This is a genomic window from Actinobaculum suis, assembly GCF_900618115.1.
In the GTDB taxonomy this organism is placed as follows: Bacteria; Actinomycetota; Actinomycetes; order Actinomycetales; family Actinomycetaceae; genus Actinobaculum; species Actinobaculum suis.
This window is the reverse complement of the sequence record NZ_UYIO01000001.1, coordinates 1,875,838-1,892,854: the sequence shown is the minus strand read 5'-3', so window position 1 is coordinate 1,892,854 and position 17,017 is coordinate 1,875,838. Positions and strand designations below refer to the sequence as shown.

Sequence of the window (17,017 nt, the reverse complement as noted above, 5' to 3'; positions counted from 1 at the left end):
TTTTTCTTTCTGGCATGCTGTTGGGCTCTTGGGTACTTGTGCCCGTGCTGCCTGCGTGGCTCGCATTGTTTGTTTGGTGTGGGTTGTGTGGTGTTGGTGTGGTGGTTGTGAATCGTATAGTGGATGCGAGCATTTTTCTGTAATTTCTGTGTTTTGTTGAGTTTTTGTAGGTGTTTTAGGGCGTTCGGTGGATGCCTTGGTGTGATGGGCCGAAGAAGGACGTGGTGGCCTGCGATATGCCTCGGGGAGTTGGCTTGCGTGCGTTGATCCGAGGGTGTCCGAATGGGGGAACCTGGCCTGCTTTTTGTGGGTCGCCTGCTGCTGAATTGATAGGTGGTGGGTGGTTACGTGGGGAAGTGAAACATCTTAGTACCTGCTGGAAGAGATATTCTGTGAGTAGTGGCGAGCGAAAGCGGAGGAGTCTAAACCTTGTGCGTGTGATAGCCGTCGGGTGTTGCGTGCGGGGGGTTGTGGGGCGTGCCTTTTCCCTTGCCGACGTGGGGGAGCGTAGTGATAAACCGTGCTGGTAGTTGAAGGGTCTGGGATGGCCTGCCGTAGTGCGTGATAGCCGTGTAGATGAAACTGGTGTGGCTGCGTTGGTGTGTGCCCGAGTAGCGCGGGGCTCGTGGAATCTCGTGTGAATCTGCCAAGACCACTTGGTAAGGCTAAATACCCATTGCGACCGATAGTGGATAGTACCGTGAGGGAATGGTGAAAAGTACCCCGGGAGGGGAGTGAAATAGTGCCTGAAACCGGGCGCCTACAATCCGTCAGAGCCCTTTTTTTTGTGGGGGTGATGGCGTGCCTTTTGAAGAATGAGCCTGCGAGTTAGTGGCATGTGGCGAGGTTAACCTTTTGTTGGGTAGCCGTAGTGAAAGCGAGTCTGAATAGGGCGTTTAGTTGCGTGTTCTAGACCCGAAGCGGGGTGATCTACCCATGGCCAGGGTGAAGCGCGTGTAAGAGCGTGTGGAGGTCCGGACCCACCAGGGTTGCAATCCTGGGGGATGAGTTGTGGGTAGGGGTGAAAGGCCAATCAAACTCCGTGATAGCTGGTTCTCCCCGAAATGCATTTAGGTGCAGCGTTTTGTGTTGTTTTGTGGTGGTAGAGCGACTGGTTGGTTGATGGCCTGTTGTGGGTACTGATGTCAGCCAAACTCCGAATGCTGCAAGGCGAGCAGGGCAGTGAGACTGTGGGGGATAAGCTCCATTGTCGAGAGGGATACAGCCCAGATCATCGGTTAAGGCCCCTAAGTGTGTGCTAAGTGGGAAAGGATGTGGAGTTGCGTTGACAGCCAGGAGGTTGGCTTAGAAGCAGCCATCCTTGAAAGAGTGCGTAATAGCTCACTGGTTTAGTGGTTCCGCGCCGACAATGTAGCGGGGCTTAAGTGCACCGCCGAAACCGTGAAGATGGTCCCTATGTTTGTGTGGGGGTTGTTTGGTAGGGGAGCGTCGTGTTTGGGGTGAAGCTGGTTGGTGATGACTGGTGGACTGGATGCGAGTGAGAATGCAGGTATGAGTAGCGTTTGGCAGGTGGGAATCCTGCCGGCCGTATGACTGAGGTTTCCAGGGGTAGGTTTGTCCGCCCTGGGTTAGTCGGGTCCTAAGGCGAGGCCGACAGGCGTAGTCGATGGGTGACCAGTTGATATTCTGGTACCGGCCTTGAACCGTCAAGTGTGCTGCGTGTTGATGTTAACTGCCATGAAGTTGCTTGGGTCTTCCCATTTGTTTGGGTTGGTTTGGGTGGTGGATTTGTGGGAACCAAGATGTGTGGTGCAAGCGTGTTAACGGGTGTGACGCAGAGTGGTAGCTTCGCGTGCCTAATGGCTTGGCACGTCTAAGGGTGTGGCCTGTTTCTTTGGTAAATCCGGGAAGCGTGTGGGTGAGGCCTGATGGTGACTGACCTTTTTTGGTTGGGAAGTAGAGTGAGCCTGTGCTGCCGAGAAAAGCATCGACGTTAGGTTTGGGGTTGCCCGTACCGTAATCCGACACTGGTGGTTGGGTAGAGCATACTAAGGCTTGCGAGTGAATCGTGGTTAAGGAACTCGGCAAAATGCCTCCGTAACTTTGGGAGAAGGAGGGCCCTTGCCTTGAAGCTGCCTTTGCGTGGCTAGGGGTTGGGGGTCGCAGAGTTTGGGGAGAAGCGACTGTTTATCAAAAACATAGGTCTGTGCGAAGCTGTAAGGTGATGTATACGGACTGACGCCTGCCCGGTGCTGGAAGGTTAATCGGACTGGTGATCCCTCTTTGTGGAGGGTGAGGCTGGGATGTTAAGCCCCAGTAAACGGCGGTGGTAACTATAACCATCCTAAGGTAGCGAAATTCCTTGTCGGGTAAGTTCCGACCTGCACGAATGGCGTAACGACTTCTCCGCTGTCTCGACCATGAGCTCGGTGAAATTGCAGTACGAGTAAAGATGCTCGTTTCGCGCAGCAGGACGGAAAGACCCCGGGACCTTTACTATAGCTTGGTATTGGTGTTTGGTGCGGTTTGTGTAGGATAGGTGGGAGACTGTGATCTGGTGGCGCTAGTTGTCAGTGAGTCGTTGGTGAAATACCACTCTGGTCGTGTTGGATGTCTAACTGTGGCCCGTGATCCGGGTTCGGGACAGTGCCTGGTGGGTAGTTTAACTGGGGCGGTTGCCTCCTAAATGGTAACGGAGGCGTTCAAAGGTTCCCTCGGCCTGGTTGGTAATCAGGTGTTGAGTGTAAGTGCATAAGGGGGCTTGACTGTGAGACGGACGTGTCGAGCAGGTACGTAAGTAGGAACTAGTGATCCGGCAGTGGCGTGTGGAAGCGCTGTCGCTCATCGGATAAAAGGTACCCCGGGGATAACAGGCTGATCCTGCCCAAGAGTTCATATCGACGGCATGGTTTGGCACCTCGATGTCGGCTCGTCGCATCCTGGGGCTGGAGTTGGTCCCAAGGGTTGGGCTGTTCGCCCATTAAAGCGGTACGCGAGCTGGGTTCAGAACGTCGTGAGACAGTTCGGTCCCTATCCGCTGCGCGCGTAGGAGAATTGAGAAGGGCTGTTCCTAGTACGAGAGGACCGGGACGGACGAACCTCTAGTGTGCCAGTTGTTCCGCCAGGGGCATTGCTGGTTGGCCATGTTCGGGAGGGATAACCGCTGAAAGCATCTAAGCGGGAAGCTTGCTTCGAGATTAGTTCTCCAACCAAAGTTTTTGTTTTGGGTGAGGTCCCCTGTGGATTACGGGGTTGATAGGCCGGGGGTGGAAGCCTTGTGAGGGGTGGAGCTGACTGGTACTAATGACCGACCATCTACAAAGATTGTTTTTCATGGTTTTTACGGTTGTTTTGGTGTTTGTGTCTGCTATGCGATTCTTGACTACCAGACCAATACGGCCACACGCGTACTTGTTGTGTGTGTGTTTGTGTGGTTGGTGGTGTTTGGTTTTTGGCGGTGGTTTTAGCGGTGGGGTTACGCCCGGTTTCCATTTCGAACCCGGTAGCTAAGGTCGCCTGCGCTGATGGTACTGCGCTCGGGAGGGCGTGGGAGAGTAGGTCGCTGCCGCCAAAAAATATTTTTGTGGGTTTAGCGGGAAGCACTTCCTCTTTTTGTGTGAGGGGTGTTTCCCGCTTTCCCTATTTAACAGGCAAAAACTCCGGGGATTTGGTCCCGGGGGTTTGGTTTAGCCGGTGGGGTTTGTCTGTTTGGGCTTGGTTGCTGGTTGGTCTGCGGGTTGGTCGGTTGGCTTGCTGGGGCTGGCTAAGGTTGCTGGTTGGTCGGCTATCTGCTGGTCGGTTGGCCTGTTGGTTGGTCGGCCTGTTGGCCTGTGGTTTTGGTTTTTGTTTGGGGGCCTGGGTAGGCCCCCATTTTTTATTTAACCGAAGTGCCCCAGATTTTCCCGTCTACTTAGACGGAAGAAAACCCTGGGCACTTCACCCTAAGGCAACCTCAACCGGGACCACGCCGCGAGACTTCGCAGATTGGGCGACCTGCCGGCGAATAAACCAAACGCGAGCTTATTCCCGACTAACTTCTTCCCGACTAGCTTCTTTCTGATCAGCGGCTTTCTGGAAGAGCTCGACAAACCTTGGAAGCAATAAAAATAGGGAAATTCCAAGGGCGATCCACCATTACTGCGTCACCTACTCGAACCCATCCTGAAGCGTCGGACCAGTATCAAGCCCATCCGCCACCAACGGCACATAGCGCGAGTGCGCTTGGGCCAATTCTTTTCGCCGTCCACCCCCGGAAAGTGAACATGGGGGTAGCATTTACGCCACAAGGCGGCGGCGTAGCTTATGTGTGGGTTTGCCCGCAAGTTGTCGACGTTTTCTAAGTGGCTTCCACGGATGGTGCAGTGGTTGTGAATTTGTATCCGACGGGTGTGTGGCCGCCGATAGCCTAGGCATCGCCCCACCCAGCCCGCCTTGGAAGCCGGTCCCGGCGCTTATAAAATAAACATGTAGGTCGGGGAGCAGCTGTAAGGGTAAGTGTGGTTACCAGGTGGAATTCTCAACCCGGTCAGCGTCGCAATCAGCTAATGAAATCGGGCACGAACGCATTACCTTCCCGAAGCGGAACCTCCTTGCTCGGCTAGCCTAGGTGAGGCTAGCCTGACCGGTAAATACTAATGAGCCAATAGCCAAGGAGGCGCAAATGAACAATGCCAAATCAACGCACTGCCAGTGCAAAAGCAACGAAAAATCAGCCGACCAGGCGCAAAGCAATACCGGGTGCATGCAAACATCAAGCTTCCACACCGAGATGAGCACAGAGCTACCGCTGGTCAAAGACGCCATAACATCACGCGTACTCGTCGACAACCAGCTTCTGAGCATTACCGAATTCACGATGGACGAGGGGCAGGCACTCTCCGAGCACACCAGCACGTGCGCGGCGGTCGTAACAGTAGTCTCAGGCAACATACTTTTCACCATGAAAGGCGAGGAAAAGAACCTTGTGCCGGGCGACGTCGTATACATGCGGCCCCATGAACTACATGCACTCACTGCAGCAGAAGCAACCCGGTTCGTGCTCACACAAGTAAAGGTAGATGAGAATAAAAACCGTGAGTGACCAAAGCTAGATAGAATACTGAAGATGGCTGGAGAAAAAACTGACTTAGGAGGCCTCATGGTAGCGATTACCGTTATTCCCGGTGATGGAATCGGTCCGGAAATTACGGCGGCGATGCAGAAGGTGGTCGAAGCTGCGGGTGCCGATGTGCAATGGCGAACCGTTAAGGCGGGAGCGGAAGTATATGAGGAAACCGGTACCCTCATCCCTGATAACGTGTTTTCGAGCCTAGAGGAAACAAAGGTCGGTATTAAGGGGCCAATGACGACGCCGATCGGCACCGGTTTTCGTTCTGCAAACGTGGCCTTACGTAAACGGTACGATCTTTACGCAAATATTCGCCCGGTCATGAACTTGGGGGATGTGCCGGCAAAGTTCAAGGATTTGGATCTGGTACTTTTCCGCGAGAATACGGAAGATCTATATGCCGGGGTGGAAGAGCAGATTTCGGAAGATGAAGCGCATTCGATCAAAATAATTACGCGGGCGGCATCGGAAAGAATCATTCGGCAGGCCTTTGAATATGCTCGTAATACGGGTCGGAACAAGGTAGCGGTGGTTACCAAGGCCAATATTATGAAGCTGACAGACGGCATGTTCTTGGAGTGCGGGCGGAAAATCGCGACGGACTACCCGGAAATTGAACTGCAAGAAGTGCTAGTGGACAACATGGCAATGCAACTCGTCATGAATCCCCACAAATTCCAAGTGATCGTGACCGAGAACCTCTACGGCGATATTCTTTCTGACCTGATGGCCGGGCTGATTGGCGGCCTCGGCCTCGTGCCCGGCGCAAATATTGGTGATGAGATGGCAATCTTCGAGGCCGTACACGGCACCGCGCCAGACATTGCCGGGCAAAATAAAGCCAACCCGACGGCGCTAATTCTCTCCGCGTGCATGATGCTCGACCATATTGGGCAAAAAACCTGCGCGGACCGGATTCGTGCCGCCATCCACGAGACTCTGCGCAATCCGGAAAACTACACGGCAGACCTCGGCGGTAACTGCGGCACTACAGAATACGCAGCCGCAGTAATCAGCAATCTACCCGCGAGCTAAACGAGGCGAGTGTAGGGTAAACCAGCTCGGCGGCGGCTGGATAAATCTGGCCGCCAGCAAGTTGCACAGCCATACACAAGAGCAGGCTAGAAGTACATAAGGTCCAATAAACCCGGTGGGGGTTGGGGAGGCGCCGCCGCGCCTCCCCAACCCCCACCGGGTTAACTAAAGCCTGAATTACGCTAGGGCTTTATTGCGGATTACGTAGGGCAGGATCCCAGCATTATGGTAGTAATCCAAATCGGCCGTGGAATCCAGGCGGGCTAAGGCCCTAAAGGAGGTTTCGGCTCCGGTCTCCGGATCCCGAGCCGTAACTTCAACTACTTCGTGGATTCCAAGCTTTTCTGGCAAAGCAATATCGAAAACTTCCGTGCCGGTTAGCCCGAGTGAATCGGCATCTTCTTCGCCCATGAACTCCAGCGGTAAAATCCCCATCATCACCAGATTAGCCCGATGGATACGTTCATAGGACCGAGCAATAACGGCCTTCACATTCAATAAGGAAGCGCCCTTCGCAGCCCAATCGCGCGAAGAACCCATACCGTAATCCTTCCCCGCGAGAATCACCAGGCCCGTACCGCTCTTCTTGTAACCCATAGCGGCGTCGTAAATCGGCATCACCTCGCCAGTAGGCCAATACGTGGTGTATCCACCAATTTTTCCGCCCGCGATCTGATTAGTCAGCCGGATATTCGCAAAAGTGCCACGCATCATCACTTCGTGGTTACCTCGCCGCGACCCGTAAGAATTAAAGTCGCGCGGTTCAACGCCCCGCTCTTGCAAATACAAGCCCGCTGGCGAAGTGGGAACGATCGCTCCGGCCGGGGAAATATGATCTGTAGTCACCGAATCGCCAAACTTGGCAAGTACCCGCAAACCAGAAATATTGGGAAGAGCACCGGTTTCCGGTTCCATATCTTCGAAATAGGGCGGATTTTGAATATACGTGGAATTCTCGTTCCACTCATAAACCTCGCCCGTGCCGGCCGGCAATGCCAACCATTGTTCGTTCCCCGAATATAGATCCGCGTACGTACCGGAATAGATATCCCGCGTGACAAAGCGGTGTACATAGTCAGCAATTTCTTCCTGCGTGGGCCAAATATCCCGCAGGAAAACCGGAGCACCCGCGGCGTCGTACCCGAGCGGCGTCGTAGAGAAATCAATATCGATCCGCCCCGCCAAGGCAAAAGCAATAACCAGCGGCGGGGAAGCCAGATAATTTGCCTGGATATCCGGATTAATCCGACCCTCGAAATTTCGGTTCCCGGAAAGCACGGAAGCTGAAACAATCCCGCTTTCAGCAATAGACTTCGACAGCTCCGGATGCAAGGGGCCCGAATTGCCAATACAAGTAGTACACCCATAGCCCACTACGTTGAAGCCCAAAGCATTGAGATACGGCGCCAAACCGGAATTAATATAGTAGTCAGTAACGGTTTTTGAACCGGGTGCCAAAGAAGTTTTCACATAGGCGGGGACCTGCAGGCCGCGCTGGGAAGCATTGCGCGCGATGAGACCTGCAGCCATCATCACATACGGGTTAGAAGTGTTAGTGCACGAGGTAATTGCGGCAATAAATATCGCACCGTGGCCAAGAGTGAAATGCTCTCCCTGGAAATCAAGCTGGGCAGTTTTACGCGCCTCTGCCTCGTCCAGTCCGAAACCTTGCGGTCCGGCCGGCCGGGTCAAAGTTTTGGCAAACTCTGATTCGACGTCCCGCAAATAAATGCGATCTTGGGGCCGTTTGGGGCCCGAAATTGCGGTCTGGATCTCTGCCAGATCGATGGAAACACGTGCCGAATAGTCGATACGCGCCGCCGGATCGGCCCACAAGCCATTGCGTTTCGCATACGCCTCCACCAGCGCAACCTGGCTTTCGGGCCGGTTCGTAACCCGCAAATAATCCAAAGTTTCCGCGTCAATCGGGAAGAAGCCCACGGTGGCCCCGTATTCGGGAGCCATATTCGAAATCGTGGCACGGTCCGGCAAAGTGAGGGCGCGGGCACCTTCCCCGTAAAACTCCACAAATTTACCGACCACGTTAAAGGCCCGCAGTTTTTCAGTAATAGCCAACACGAGGTCCGTCGCATTAACTTCAGGCCGGAGCTGGCCCGTTAGCTCCACTCCCACCACTTCCGGAAGCGAGTTGTAAGAGAACTGGCCGAGCATCGCAGCTTCGGCTTCAATCCCGCCCACACCCCAGCCGAGCACGCCCAGGGAATTTACCATCGGCGTATGAGAATCCGTGCCGAACACGGAATCCGGGGCGGCAATGCGCCGGCCCTGCGCGTCAGTATAAGTATCGATTACCTTAGCCAAGTACTCGATATTTACCTGGTGCACAATCCCCGTATTATTAGGGATCACCTTGAAATTATCGAAGGCATTTTGCGCCCACTTGATGAACTCATAACGCTCCTTATTGCGTTCGAATTCTTTCGCTTGGTTTTGCGCAATTGCCTCTTCCGAGCCAAAGAAATCCACCTGTACCGAATGGTCAATCACCAAATCCACCGGGATATCGGGATTGATGGCGCGGGGTGAAAAGCCAAGTTTGGCCATCGCATCGCGCATGGAAGCCAGATCCACGATTGCCGGCACCCCGGTGAAATCCTGCAAAATCACGCGCTGCGGACGGAAAGGATATTCTTCTTTAACCTGGGTATCTTGCCACCGCAAAAGGTGGCGAAGGTGGGAGGAAGTGACCCGGTCGGCGTCGTACTGACGCACCGCAGACTCCAGCAAAATCCGGATTGTATAAGGCAAGCGCGCCAGCTCAATGCCGGTATTTTCCGCCAGGCGCGGCAAATCATAGTACGTGTAGGTGGTAGTTTCCGCCGGTTCCAGGGAAGTGCCCTGGCCGGTAGTAACTTCGAGCGTGCTCGCGTACTTCTCCTTATCGAAGGTCATGATTGTGACCGCCCCTCTTTCTTTCGGAAATCGGAATGTACTGTGCATCTTCCTGCAAAGCAATGTAGGCCGGGCGCATAATTTTTCCGTCGGAGGTTTGCTCCAGGATATGTGCGAGCCAGCCGGCAATGCGCGCGGCAGCGAAGATCGGAGTGTAAAGTGTAGGCGGGATGTTCAGCATTTGGTAAACAATTCCCGAGTAGAGATCTATATTGGCGCAAATCTCGAAATCGGAGCCCTTCTTTTCCTTCATGAGCTGCCGGGTGATGGCTTCCACCCGTTGGGCCACATGCAAACGTGCCAAAGAACGCGGATTGTTTTGCGCGAGCTTTTCCAGGCCGCGCTTTAGCAACTGGGCGCGCGGATCAGAAAGAGTGTATACCGCATGGCCCATGCCGTAAATAATTCCGCTGCGATCAAAGGCTTTTCCGTCCAAAACCCGGCGCAAATAGGTTTCTATTTCGACGTCGCTACGCGGATCGGAAACATGTTCGAGAATATCGTCGATCATTTTCGTGGCTTTTAGGTTCGCGCCCCCGTGTTTGACACCTTTCAGGGAGCCGACGGCGGCCGAAATTGTGGAAAAGATATCGGTTCCGGACGAAGAAATAACGTTCGTGGTAAAAGCGGAATTGTTGCCACCTCCGTGTTCGGCATGAACTACGAGGAGGAGGTCTAAAAGGCGGGCTTCTTCTGCCGTGTACTGGGTGTCTTGGCGGACCATGTGCAAAATGTTTTCCGCGGAACTAGCGTAGATCGGCGCGTGCAAAACCAAAGACTGATTGTTGTAATAATGCTGTTGGGCCATGTACCCGTAAGCGATCATGGTGGGCATCTTTGCCAGGATTTGCAGGCCCTTTTTCAGGAGCGATTCCGGGCTGGTGTTTTCCGGATCTTCACTGTAGGAATACAGCGCCAAAATCATGCGCTGCAAGTAGTTCATAATGTTATTCGAGGGCTGATTGAGGATCACATTCTCTTTGAAGTTTTCGGGTAGGTGCCGTTCATCATTGAGATAGGACTCGAACTCACGCAGTTCCGGCCACGTGGGGAGCTCATCAAAAAGCAGTAGGTAAACAACTTCCTCGTAGCCGGTATGTACATCCGTATCCAGGCCGGCCACGAGTTCTTCGACGTCGATCCCGCGGTAATACATTTTGCCCGGTTCGGGGATAACTTTTTCGCCTTCGGTGCGGTATCCGGTGACGCTGGAAATACGGGTAACACCCACGTTGACGCCGGTGCCATTTGCGTTGCGCAGGCCGCGCTTAACGTCGTATTTCAAGTATTCACGCGGCGATATTTTGCTCGCGCGCGCGGAAAGCTTGGCGTAATGCGCGAGCTGTTTCGTGGTCTCGTTACCTTTTCCGGACTCGCTCATGTCTTCCTCCTTGAAGGACCCTGCCCCAGAAAACTCGATTTAGTCAACCTGGATTTAGTCCCTGCCTCGTTCACCATGAAACAATGGTCAATAAAAGCAATCCTCAAGAAAGAGTAATGCGTAGTAAAGATTTTGTCCACTGATTCCAAGAGCCCTGCGCAGCTTGCGGAGCGCTAATCTCCGAAAAGGCACAAACCGCGGAATTGGTACCCAAGGTTGACCAATTCCGCGGTTTGCGTCCTTGTGTTTTCTGCTTGCGCACGGTTTTGCCGGGCCCGAACCCGCCTTGCTTCTGGAGTTTCAGGCGAAGCGAGCGTCAGGAGAGGCACCTTAAACCGGCGTCGTAATTTCTAGTTAGTGGCGGAAGCCTTCTTCGCGGTAGTGCGGTAGAGATAGAAAATCGCTCCGCAGAAAAGCACGATGCCGAGGATAAGCGCCGGGATAGCGAAGGAATCGCCCACCACGGCGAGGGGAGAATCGTTACCGGAGAAACCGATAATGGCCGCGTTTACCACGCCCCACAAGCTTTCCCCGACGATGAAACCGGTAGCGAGAAGCGTGCCGGTGCGTTTCTTCGCTCCGTCCGCATCACCGCTCGCCTGCACCCAGCGGTCATACAGCGCCCCAATTACCGCGCCAACCGCGATCGTAACCGTGGTACTCATAGGCAGGTAGATTCCCATACCCACGGCGAGCGCGGGCAGAGAAAGCTTCTCTGTTTTCGCTTTGAGTATTTCGTCGATAATGATGATTACGACGCCGATAATCGCGCCTAGTCCGAGCAGGCTCCAATCCATAGTGCCGCCCAAAACGCCGGCGGCAAGCGAAGAGATCAAGGTAGCTTGCGGAGCGGCCAGCGCATTTTCGCCGGCGCCTTCCATTCCCTGGAACCCAAAAGCGTTCGCCATCAAATTCAGTACTACCGGAATAATCAGGGACCCGAAAACGACGCCGATTACCAGCGCCACCTGCTGTTTCCACGGAGTTGCGCCGACCAATTGACCGGTCTTCAGATCTTGCAGATTATCGTTCGAAATCGTCGCGATACCGAAAATAATTGAGGTGACAAAAAGGGTGAAAGCGGTGAGCGCGAAAATTTCTTTCGCATCCGCCGGCCCGTACGTAAACCGCATGATCAGTGCCCCGAGCAGAACCACCAAGATTCCTACCCCGGAAATCGGTGAGTTTGAAGAACCGATCAGGCCGGCCATGTACCCGCACACTGCCGCCACCAAAATTCCGATGAGGAAGGTGACGATAACCGAAACCGCAATCAGTTTTAGTTCCGCGCCGCGTAGCACCGTATCTTGAATGAAGTCCCAGAGCAGGAAAGCAATAGGGACCATGCACACCAAAATTACTCCGCCCACATTTTGGGCCGGAATGTCTTGCTCCGTCAGGTCTACTTTTTCGCCATGGGCGCGCTTTTGCGAAGAAACAACCGAATCGCGAATCCCGCGATAGATCGGCCGGAGAACTTTAATCAGCGCCCACACCGCGGCCACCGCGATCACGCCGGCGCCCACAAAACGCACGTCATTAGAAAACACGGTGGAAAGCGAATCCGATAGGTTACCGGGAGCGATCTGCCCTTGCGAGAACGTGGGGAGAAGCACGCCTACCCCAATAACGACGCCGACTATCATGGCCACGCCCACACCGAGGCCAACCAGGTGGCCAATCCCGATGAGCGCGAAGGAAAAACCGAATCCGAGGGAAGTTCCGCCGGCACCAATTTTGAAGGCGCCGGAAATATTAGAGGCCGCCAACTTCATGGAACTGAGGATCGAGAAAGCGGCGGAAGCCAGACCCCCGGTAATAATCGCCCACATGCCCCGTTTGTTTTCGGCCGTCCCCTTTTCGGAAGCACCAACTTTGAGGACTTCCGCAGCTGCCACTCCTTCCGGATATTTCAGGTCGGAATGCGTGACGAGAGCGCGCCGGAGCGGGATGGAGTACATGACGCCCAAAACGCCGCCTACCATACATACCGCAACCGTGGTCCAGAAGGGGAATTCCGCCCACCAGCCGATCATAACAAGGCCGGGAATTACGAAGATAATCGCGGAAAGGGTGCCGGCCCCGGAAGCGATCGTCTGCACAATATTGTTTTCCTGGATCGTGTGCTTGGTACGAGCCCGGATGACCATGGAAATAACGGCTGCAGGAATAGAAGTAGCAAATGTAAGGCCAGACTTGAGGCCAAGGTAAACATTTGCTGCCGTGAAAACCAAGGTGATGATGCCGCCAATTACCACCGCGCGGAAGGTTAGTTCGCGAGGTGTGGAATTGCGAGCTGTGTGACCAGCATTAATGGGGGTTCTTGCCCCACTGTCTGTCTTAGTGACGGGCAAGTGTGCTCCTTCTTATATATTGATAGCCGAATATTACAAATAGCGTAAAGCACGGTACGCGCCACTTTGCAACACCTCAAGGAGATCTCATAGAGAAGGACTTTCTGCCCAGGCGCTAAGATAATGCGGAGGGTCCGAAATGCGGAACGCGAAGCGGCGGGTCTAAATCGGAAGCGGCGGGTCTAAATCGGAAGCGGCGGGTCTAAATCGGAAGCGGTGGATCTGAAACGTAGGACGCACGAGAGACGCACGAGAGGCGCACGAGAAATTGCGGCGCCAAAGATTGTGGCGCGAATAGCAGAAAGCCGCGGCGCGGAACCGCGGCGCGGAACCGCAGCGCAGAACCGTAGCGCGGAACCGCAGCGCTAAACCGCGGCGCGAATAAGAAATCAACGCAGAAGGTGGAAGCATGAAAATAAAGCCGGGGCGAGTGGGGGCAGCCGCAGCGGGGGCCTGGCGGATTGCCACCATGGCTTTTCTGACGGCGGGTTTTACGGCCGGTGCCAAACTGGTCGCAGCAAGTGCCGCTACTTCTTCGCGCAGTACTTACCTGTGGGTGGCGGGTATTTGCATCGTGCTGGCCGGATTGTGTGCCTTTGCGGAAAAGGAAACTGGTGGGGCGGCGGCCCGCGCTGAAGAACGCCGGCTGCGCCGTAGCCTGCTGGAACAAACGTTTGCGCTGTCCGCGGCGGGAAGTACAAAAGTTTATTCCGCGGGCCGCACGGTTCCGTTGCTTACGAGCATGGTGGAACGAGTAACTGAATATCGGCAAGGCTACCTTGGGGTAGCGATAGCTTCGTTACTTGTGCCCTTCGGAGTGCTTTTCTATATCGGTATCGCCATCGACCCCGTGGTTGGTTTCGGAGTGATGGTAGCGGTTCCGCTGATTCCGGTTCTGCTGGGCTTATTTATGCGGTTCTTTAGGAAATCTTCGGCGGCGAATCGGCGGCGTCGAGAGGAACTTTCCGCCGCGTACCTAGACGCTATTAAAAACATGAGTCTGATCCGGCTGTGCGGGGCAGGGGAGCGCGTGGAAAAGGAACTTGCCCGGCGCGGAGAAGCCAACCGCCTATCTATTATGCGGATTTTGGCGGGAAATCAGGTTGTGATTATCGTGGTAGACGGCTTGTGCGGGCTACTTCTGATCTGTTTGGCAGCCGGTTTGGTGGTCGCGCGCGCCGCGGTACTCACCCCGGAAAGCGCTCTGGCCGCGGTTTTGTTGACCACCTTGTTGCTCGACCCGCTTTCCCAAGTGGCCGGGTTCTTCTACATCGGGATGGGAGGGCGTGCCGCCGCGCGGGCGATCTCGACCTACCAAAAAATCGACCCGCACGGGTCTGGTGGGCACCGTGATTCTCGTGGCCGCTCGGATTCGGGCGGGCCGGCCGCGGAGCTAGCTATTAGCGCCCAGGGCTTGAGTTTTGATTATGGGCGCGGGCCAGTTTTACGTGAGGTATCACTGGAAGTGCGGAGGGGTGAAAAAGTAGCAATCATCGGGCCGAGCGGGGCTGGGAAGAGCACGCTTATGGGGCTTTTACGCGGGGCTCTGGCACCCCAAACCGGCACCATTCGGGTGGGCGCGGAAGTTGCCAGCCCGGGCGATCCGGGAGGGCTGCGGCAAGCCTCTGCGGTTGTTGCTCAAAACACCTGGATGTTTACCGGAACGATTGCCGAGAATATGCGTTTCGCGGCGCCGCAGGCGAGCGAGGCCGAGATTTGGCAGGCGCTTTCTGCCGCACATATCGCGGAAGAAGTACGTGCCATGCCGCACGGCTTGCAAACTTATATTGGGGAAGACGCCGCGATGCTTTCTGGTGGGCAAGCACAAAGAATCGCGCTCGCCCGCGCCCTGCTTTCGGGACGCAAGATTCTTCTTCTCGATGAACCCACCAGTCAAATTGATCTCGAATCCGAAGCGCACATTATCGACGCTATTTCCGGGCTGCCACCGGAGTGGACCGTGGTGCTGATTACCCATCGGAGCACTTTGGCTAGCCTGGCCGATACCGTGTACGAGATCGACGCCGGACGGCTCCAGCACGCTTCAAACTCGGTTGATTCCGCCGAGGCCCTACCGGCTACCTCCGCCGAATCTCTAGCAAAGGCGCAGGTAGAACCGTACATCCGGCACCACAGTCGATCCCGGCAGCGCGGGGAGGAAGAATAGACATGAACGCGACGCATAAATCTTCAGCGCAGGCTTCAGCACAGGCTTCAGCGCAGGCTTCATCCGGCAATACGCACGCAGCCGCATCGGGCAACATGCACGCAGCCGCGCAGCCTACGGCGGCCGAGCCGGCAGCGGCGCAGCCGGCAGGGCAGCCAAACACGGCCGAGCCGGCAGCGGCGCAGCCGGCAGGGCAGCCAAACACGGCCGAGCCGGCAGCGGCGCAGCCAACGCCTTCGCAACAACTATCTACCCGCCAGCTCATTGGTTGGCTCACGGGAATTACTAAACCCGTGCACGGGCCGCTGCTGATTTCCGCACTGTGCCGAGCCGTACAAATACTTGCAGACATTGCCATGTTTGCACTTGCCGGTTATGCGGCCGTGGCCGCGGTGGTCGGCGTCGTCGATCCGGAAACTGGGGCGGGAAGCACCGCCACCGGCACCGGTGACGGCAGCTTCGGGTTTTCGTGGTGGATTGTGGCAGGCATAGCAGCGTGCGCGGTTCTCAAAGCGCTTTTCCGCTACCTCGAACAGTTCACCGGCCATTACGTGGCCTTCCGCGCCCTGGAAATTTTGCGTACCTACGTGTTCTCCAAATTGTGGCCGAAAGCCCCGGCAGTTGTAATCCGGCAAAAATCGGGCGATATCCTCGCCTCACTTACCCGCGACGTAGACCGCATCGAAGTTTTTTACGCGCACACCGTAGCCCCGCTCGCGGTGGCTTACCTGCTCACTCCAGCGCTAATTATTATTGGTGGAATTACGTGCGGCTGGAAAATCCTTGCGGGCGCCGCGATCTGCCTGCTCGTATCCTTGTGCATCATTCCCTACCTGGGATTTTCTTCCAGCTTGCGCGCCACCGAGAAACTTCTCGGCGCTCGCGCGGATCTCACCCAACACGTGACGGACACTTTGTACGGCATGGACGAAGTACTTGCCTTTGCCCGCGCTGCGGAACGTGCCGAAGAAATGGATGAAATTGGTAGGCAAGTGAGCCGGCATGCCCGCCCCGCCCGATTCGCTAGCGCTCTGCGCGCCGGGCTCAACACGATTCTGAGCGCGGCCGGCACCATTTCCGTGCTGGCCTTGGGCGCGGGAACTGTGCCGGCGCCGCTCCTAGCTGCTCTGGCGCTCGCGGTGCTGCGCAGCTTCGAGTTGCCGCGTTCTATTGAAGAGGCGACGGCGGCTTTGGATGCTTCGCTGGCAGCGGCGCGCAGGCTTTATGACATTAGCCAAGAACCCGCCGCGGTTACCGATGGTCCCAAAGAACTGGGCGCTGGCACCGCAGAATTTCCGCAAGCCACGCCGGTTTCGGCGCGAGAAGCGGAGCTAATTACCGGTCCGGCTATCGACGTCGAAAACTTGAGCTTCACCTATGCTGGAGCGTCTGCTCCGGTTCTGCAGGACATTACTTTGCATGTTCCGGCCGGGGGCCGGGCCGTGATTTTAGGGCGTTCCGGTTCGGGTAAATCCACGCTTTTGCATTTGCTGGTGCGCTATTTCGACCCGGAAAACGGGCAGATTTGCCTGGACGGAGAGCCGCTTACGCAGTTCACCTTGGAATCTTTGCGGCGTAATGTGGTGGAAGTTTCGCAACGCAATCAGTTGCTGGCCGGCACTATCGCAGATAATTTGCGCCTGGGCGCCCCGCAAGCCACCAGCGCGGAAATCTGGCAAGCCCTGGAAATTGCGGGTTTGGCGGCGGAAGTGCGCGAAATGCCGCAGGGCGTGGATACGAAAGTTGGCGAGCAAGGCGGGCACGGCCGGCCTACCGGGTATGCGCTATCAGGCGGCCAGGTGCAAAGGCTATCCCTGGCGCGCGCGATCTTGATGCGGCCGCGCGTATTACTTTTAGACGAGTTTGCCTCCAGCCTCAACCCGGATTTGGAAGCGCAAATTCGCGCGCAACTTGCCGAAGCTTTACCGGGGCTGACCATTGTTGAGGTCAGCCACCGTCCCGAAGCGGCTGCCGGGGCAGATGTAGTGGCGCACATGGATCGCGGGCGTCTGCGCGTCACAGCGCAGTAGCGGCGCGGCCGTGTAGTAGCGATGCGCGGCGCGGCAGTGATCTGGCGACGCCGTAGCGGTAGCGCGATA

General features: G+C 55.8%; 7 protein-coding genes and 2 rRNA genes. 6 read left to right on the top strand and 3 right to left on the bottom strand.

Annotation, left to right across the window (positions count from 1 at the left end; all coding sequences use genetic code 11):
- Positions 1-164: 164 nt before the first annotated feature.
- The 4 genes from H8274_RS07675 to H8274_RS07660 all read left to right on the top strand — a co-directional run bounded on the left by H8274_RS07675 (position 165) and on the right by H8274_RS07660 (position 6,103).
- Positions 165-3,284: ribosomal RNA gene (locus H8274_RS07675) — 23S ribosomal RNA — on the top strand.
- A gap of 130 nt (positions 3,285-3,414) precedes the next feature.
- A 5S ribosomal RNA gene (gene rrf, locus H8274_RS07670) occupies positions 3,415-3,532 on the top strand.
- Positions 3,533-4,729: 1,197 nt separating this feature from the next.
- Entirely contained in the window at positions 4,730-5,041 is a 312-nt protein-coding gene (locus H8274_RS07665) for a cupin domain-containing protein (RefSeq protein ID WP_221884781.1), read from the top strand.
- Between the two features lie 24 nt (positions 5,042-5,065).
- Positions 5,066-6,103 carry an isocitrate/isopropylmalate dehydrogenase family protein gene (locus H8274_RS07660; RefSeq protein ID WP_221884780.1) on the top strand — a complete coding sequence of 346 codons (1,038 nt, stop codon included), beginning with the start codon at positions 5,066-5,068 and terminating at the stop codon, positions 6,101-6,103.
- 177 nt (positions 6,104-6,280) lie between these two features.
- Here the strand turns inward: H8274_RS07660 and acnA are convergent, their stop codons facing one another.
- The 3 genes from acnA to H8274_RS07645 all read right to left on the bottom strand — a co-directional run bounded on the left by acnA (position 6,281) and on the right by H8274_RS07645 (position 12,712).
- Positions 6,281-9,016, bottom strand: a complete 2,736-nt coding sequence (gene acnA, locus H8274_RS07655) for an aconitate hydratase AcnA (protein ID WP_185934227.1) — start codon at positions 9,014-9,016, stop codon at positions 6,281-6,283.
- Entirely contained in the window at positions 9,003-10,397 is a 1,395-nt protein-coding gene (locus H8274_RS07650) for a citrate synthase (RefSeq protein ID WP_065414849.1), read from the bottom strand. Before H8274_RS07650 ends, acnA begins: the two co-directional genes overlap by 14 nt.
- 350 nt (positions 10,398-10,747) lie before the next feature.
- Positions 10,748-12,712, bottom strand: a complete 1,965-nt coding sequence (locus H8274_RS07645; RefSeq protein ID WP_185934483.1) for an OPT family oligopeptide transporter — start codon at positions 12,710-12,712, stop codon at positions 10,748-10,750.
- A 448-nt stretch (positions 12,713-13,160) separates the two neighbouring features.
- Here H8274_RS07645 and H8274_RS07640 point away from each other — a divergent pair, with 448 nt between their 5' ends.
- Both H8274_RS07640 and H8274_RS07635 read left to right on the top strand, forming a co-directional pair.
- Complete coding sequence (locus H8274_RS07640) at positions 13,161-14,918, top strand: ATP-binding cassette domain-containing protein (protein WP_185934226.1); 1,758 nt, start codon at positions 13,161-13,163, stop codon at positions 14,916-14,918.
- Positions 14,919-14,920: 2 nt separating this feature from the next.
- A complete protein-coding gene (locus H8274_RS07635) occupies positions 14,921-16,948 on the top strand; it encodes an amino acid ABC transporter ATP-binding/permease protein (protein WP_185934225.1) in 2,028 nt (675 codons plus the stop codon).
- The last annotated feature ends 69 nt before the right edge of the window (positions 16,949-17,017 follow it).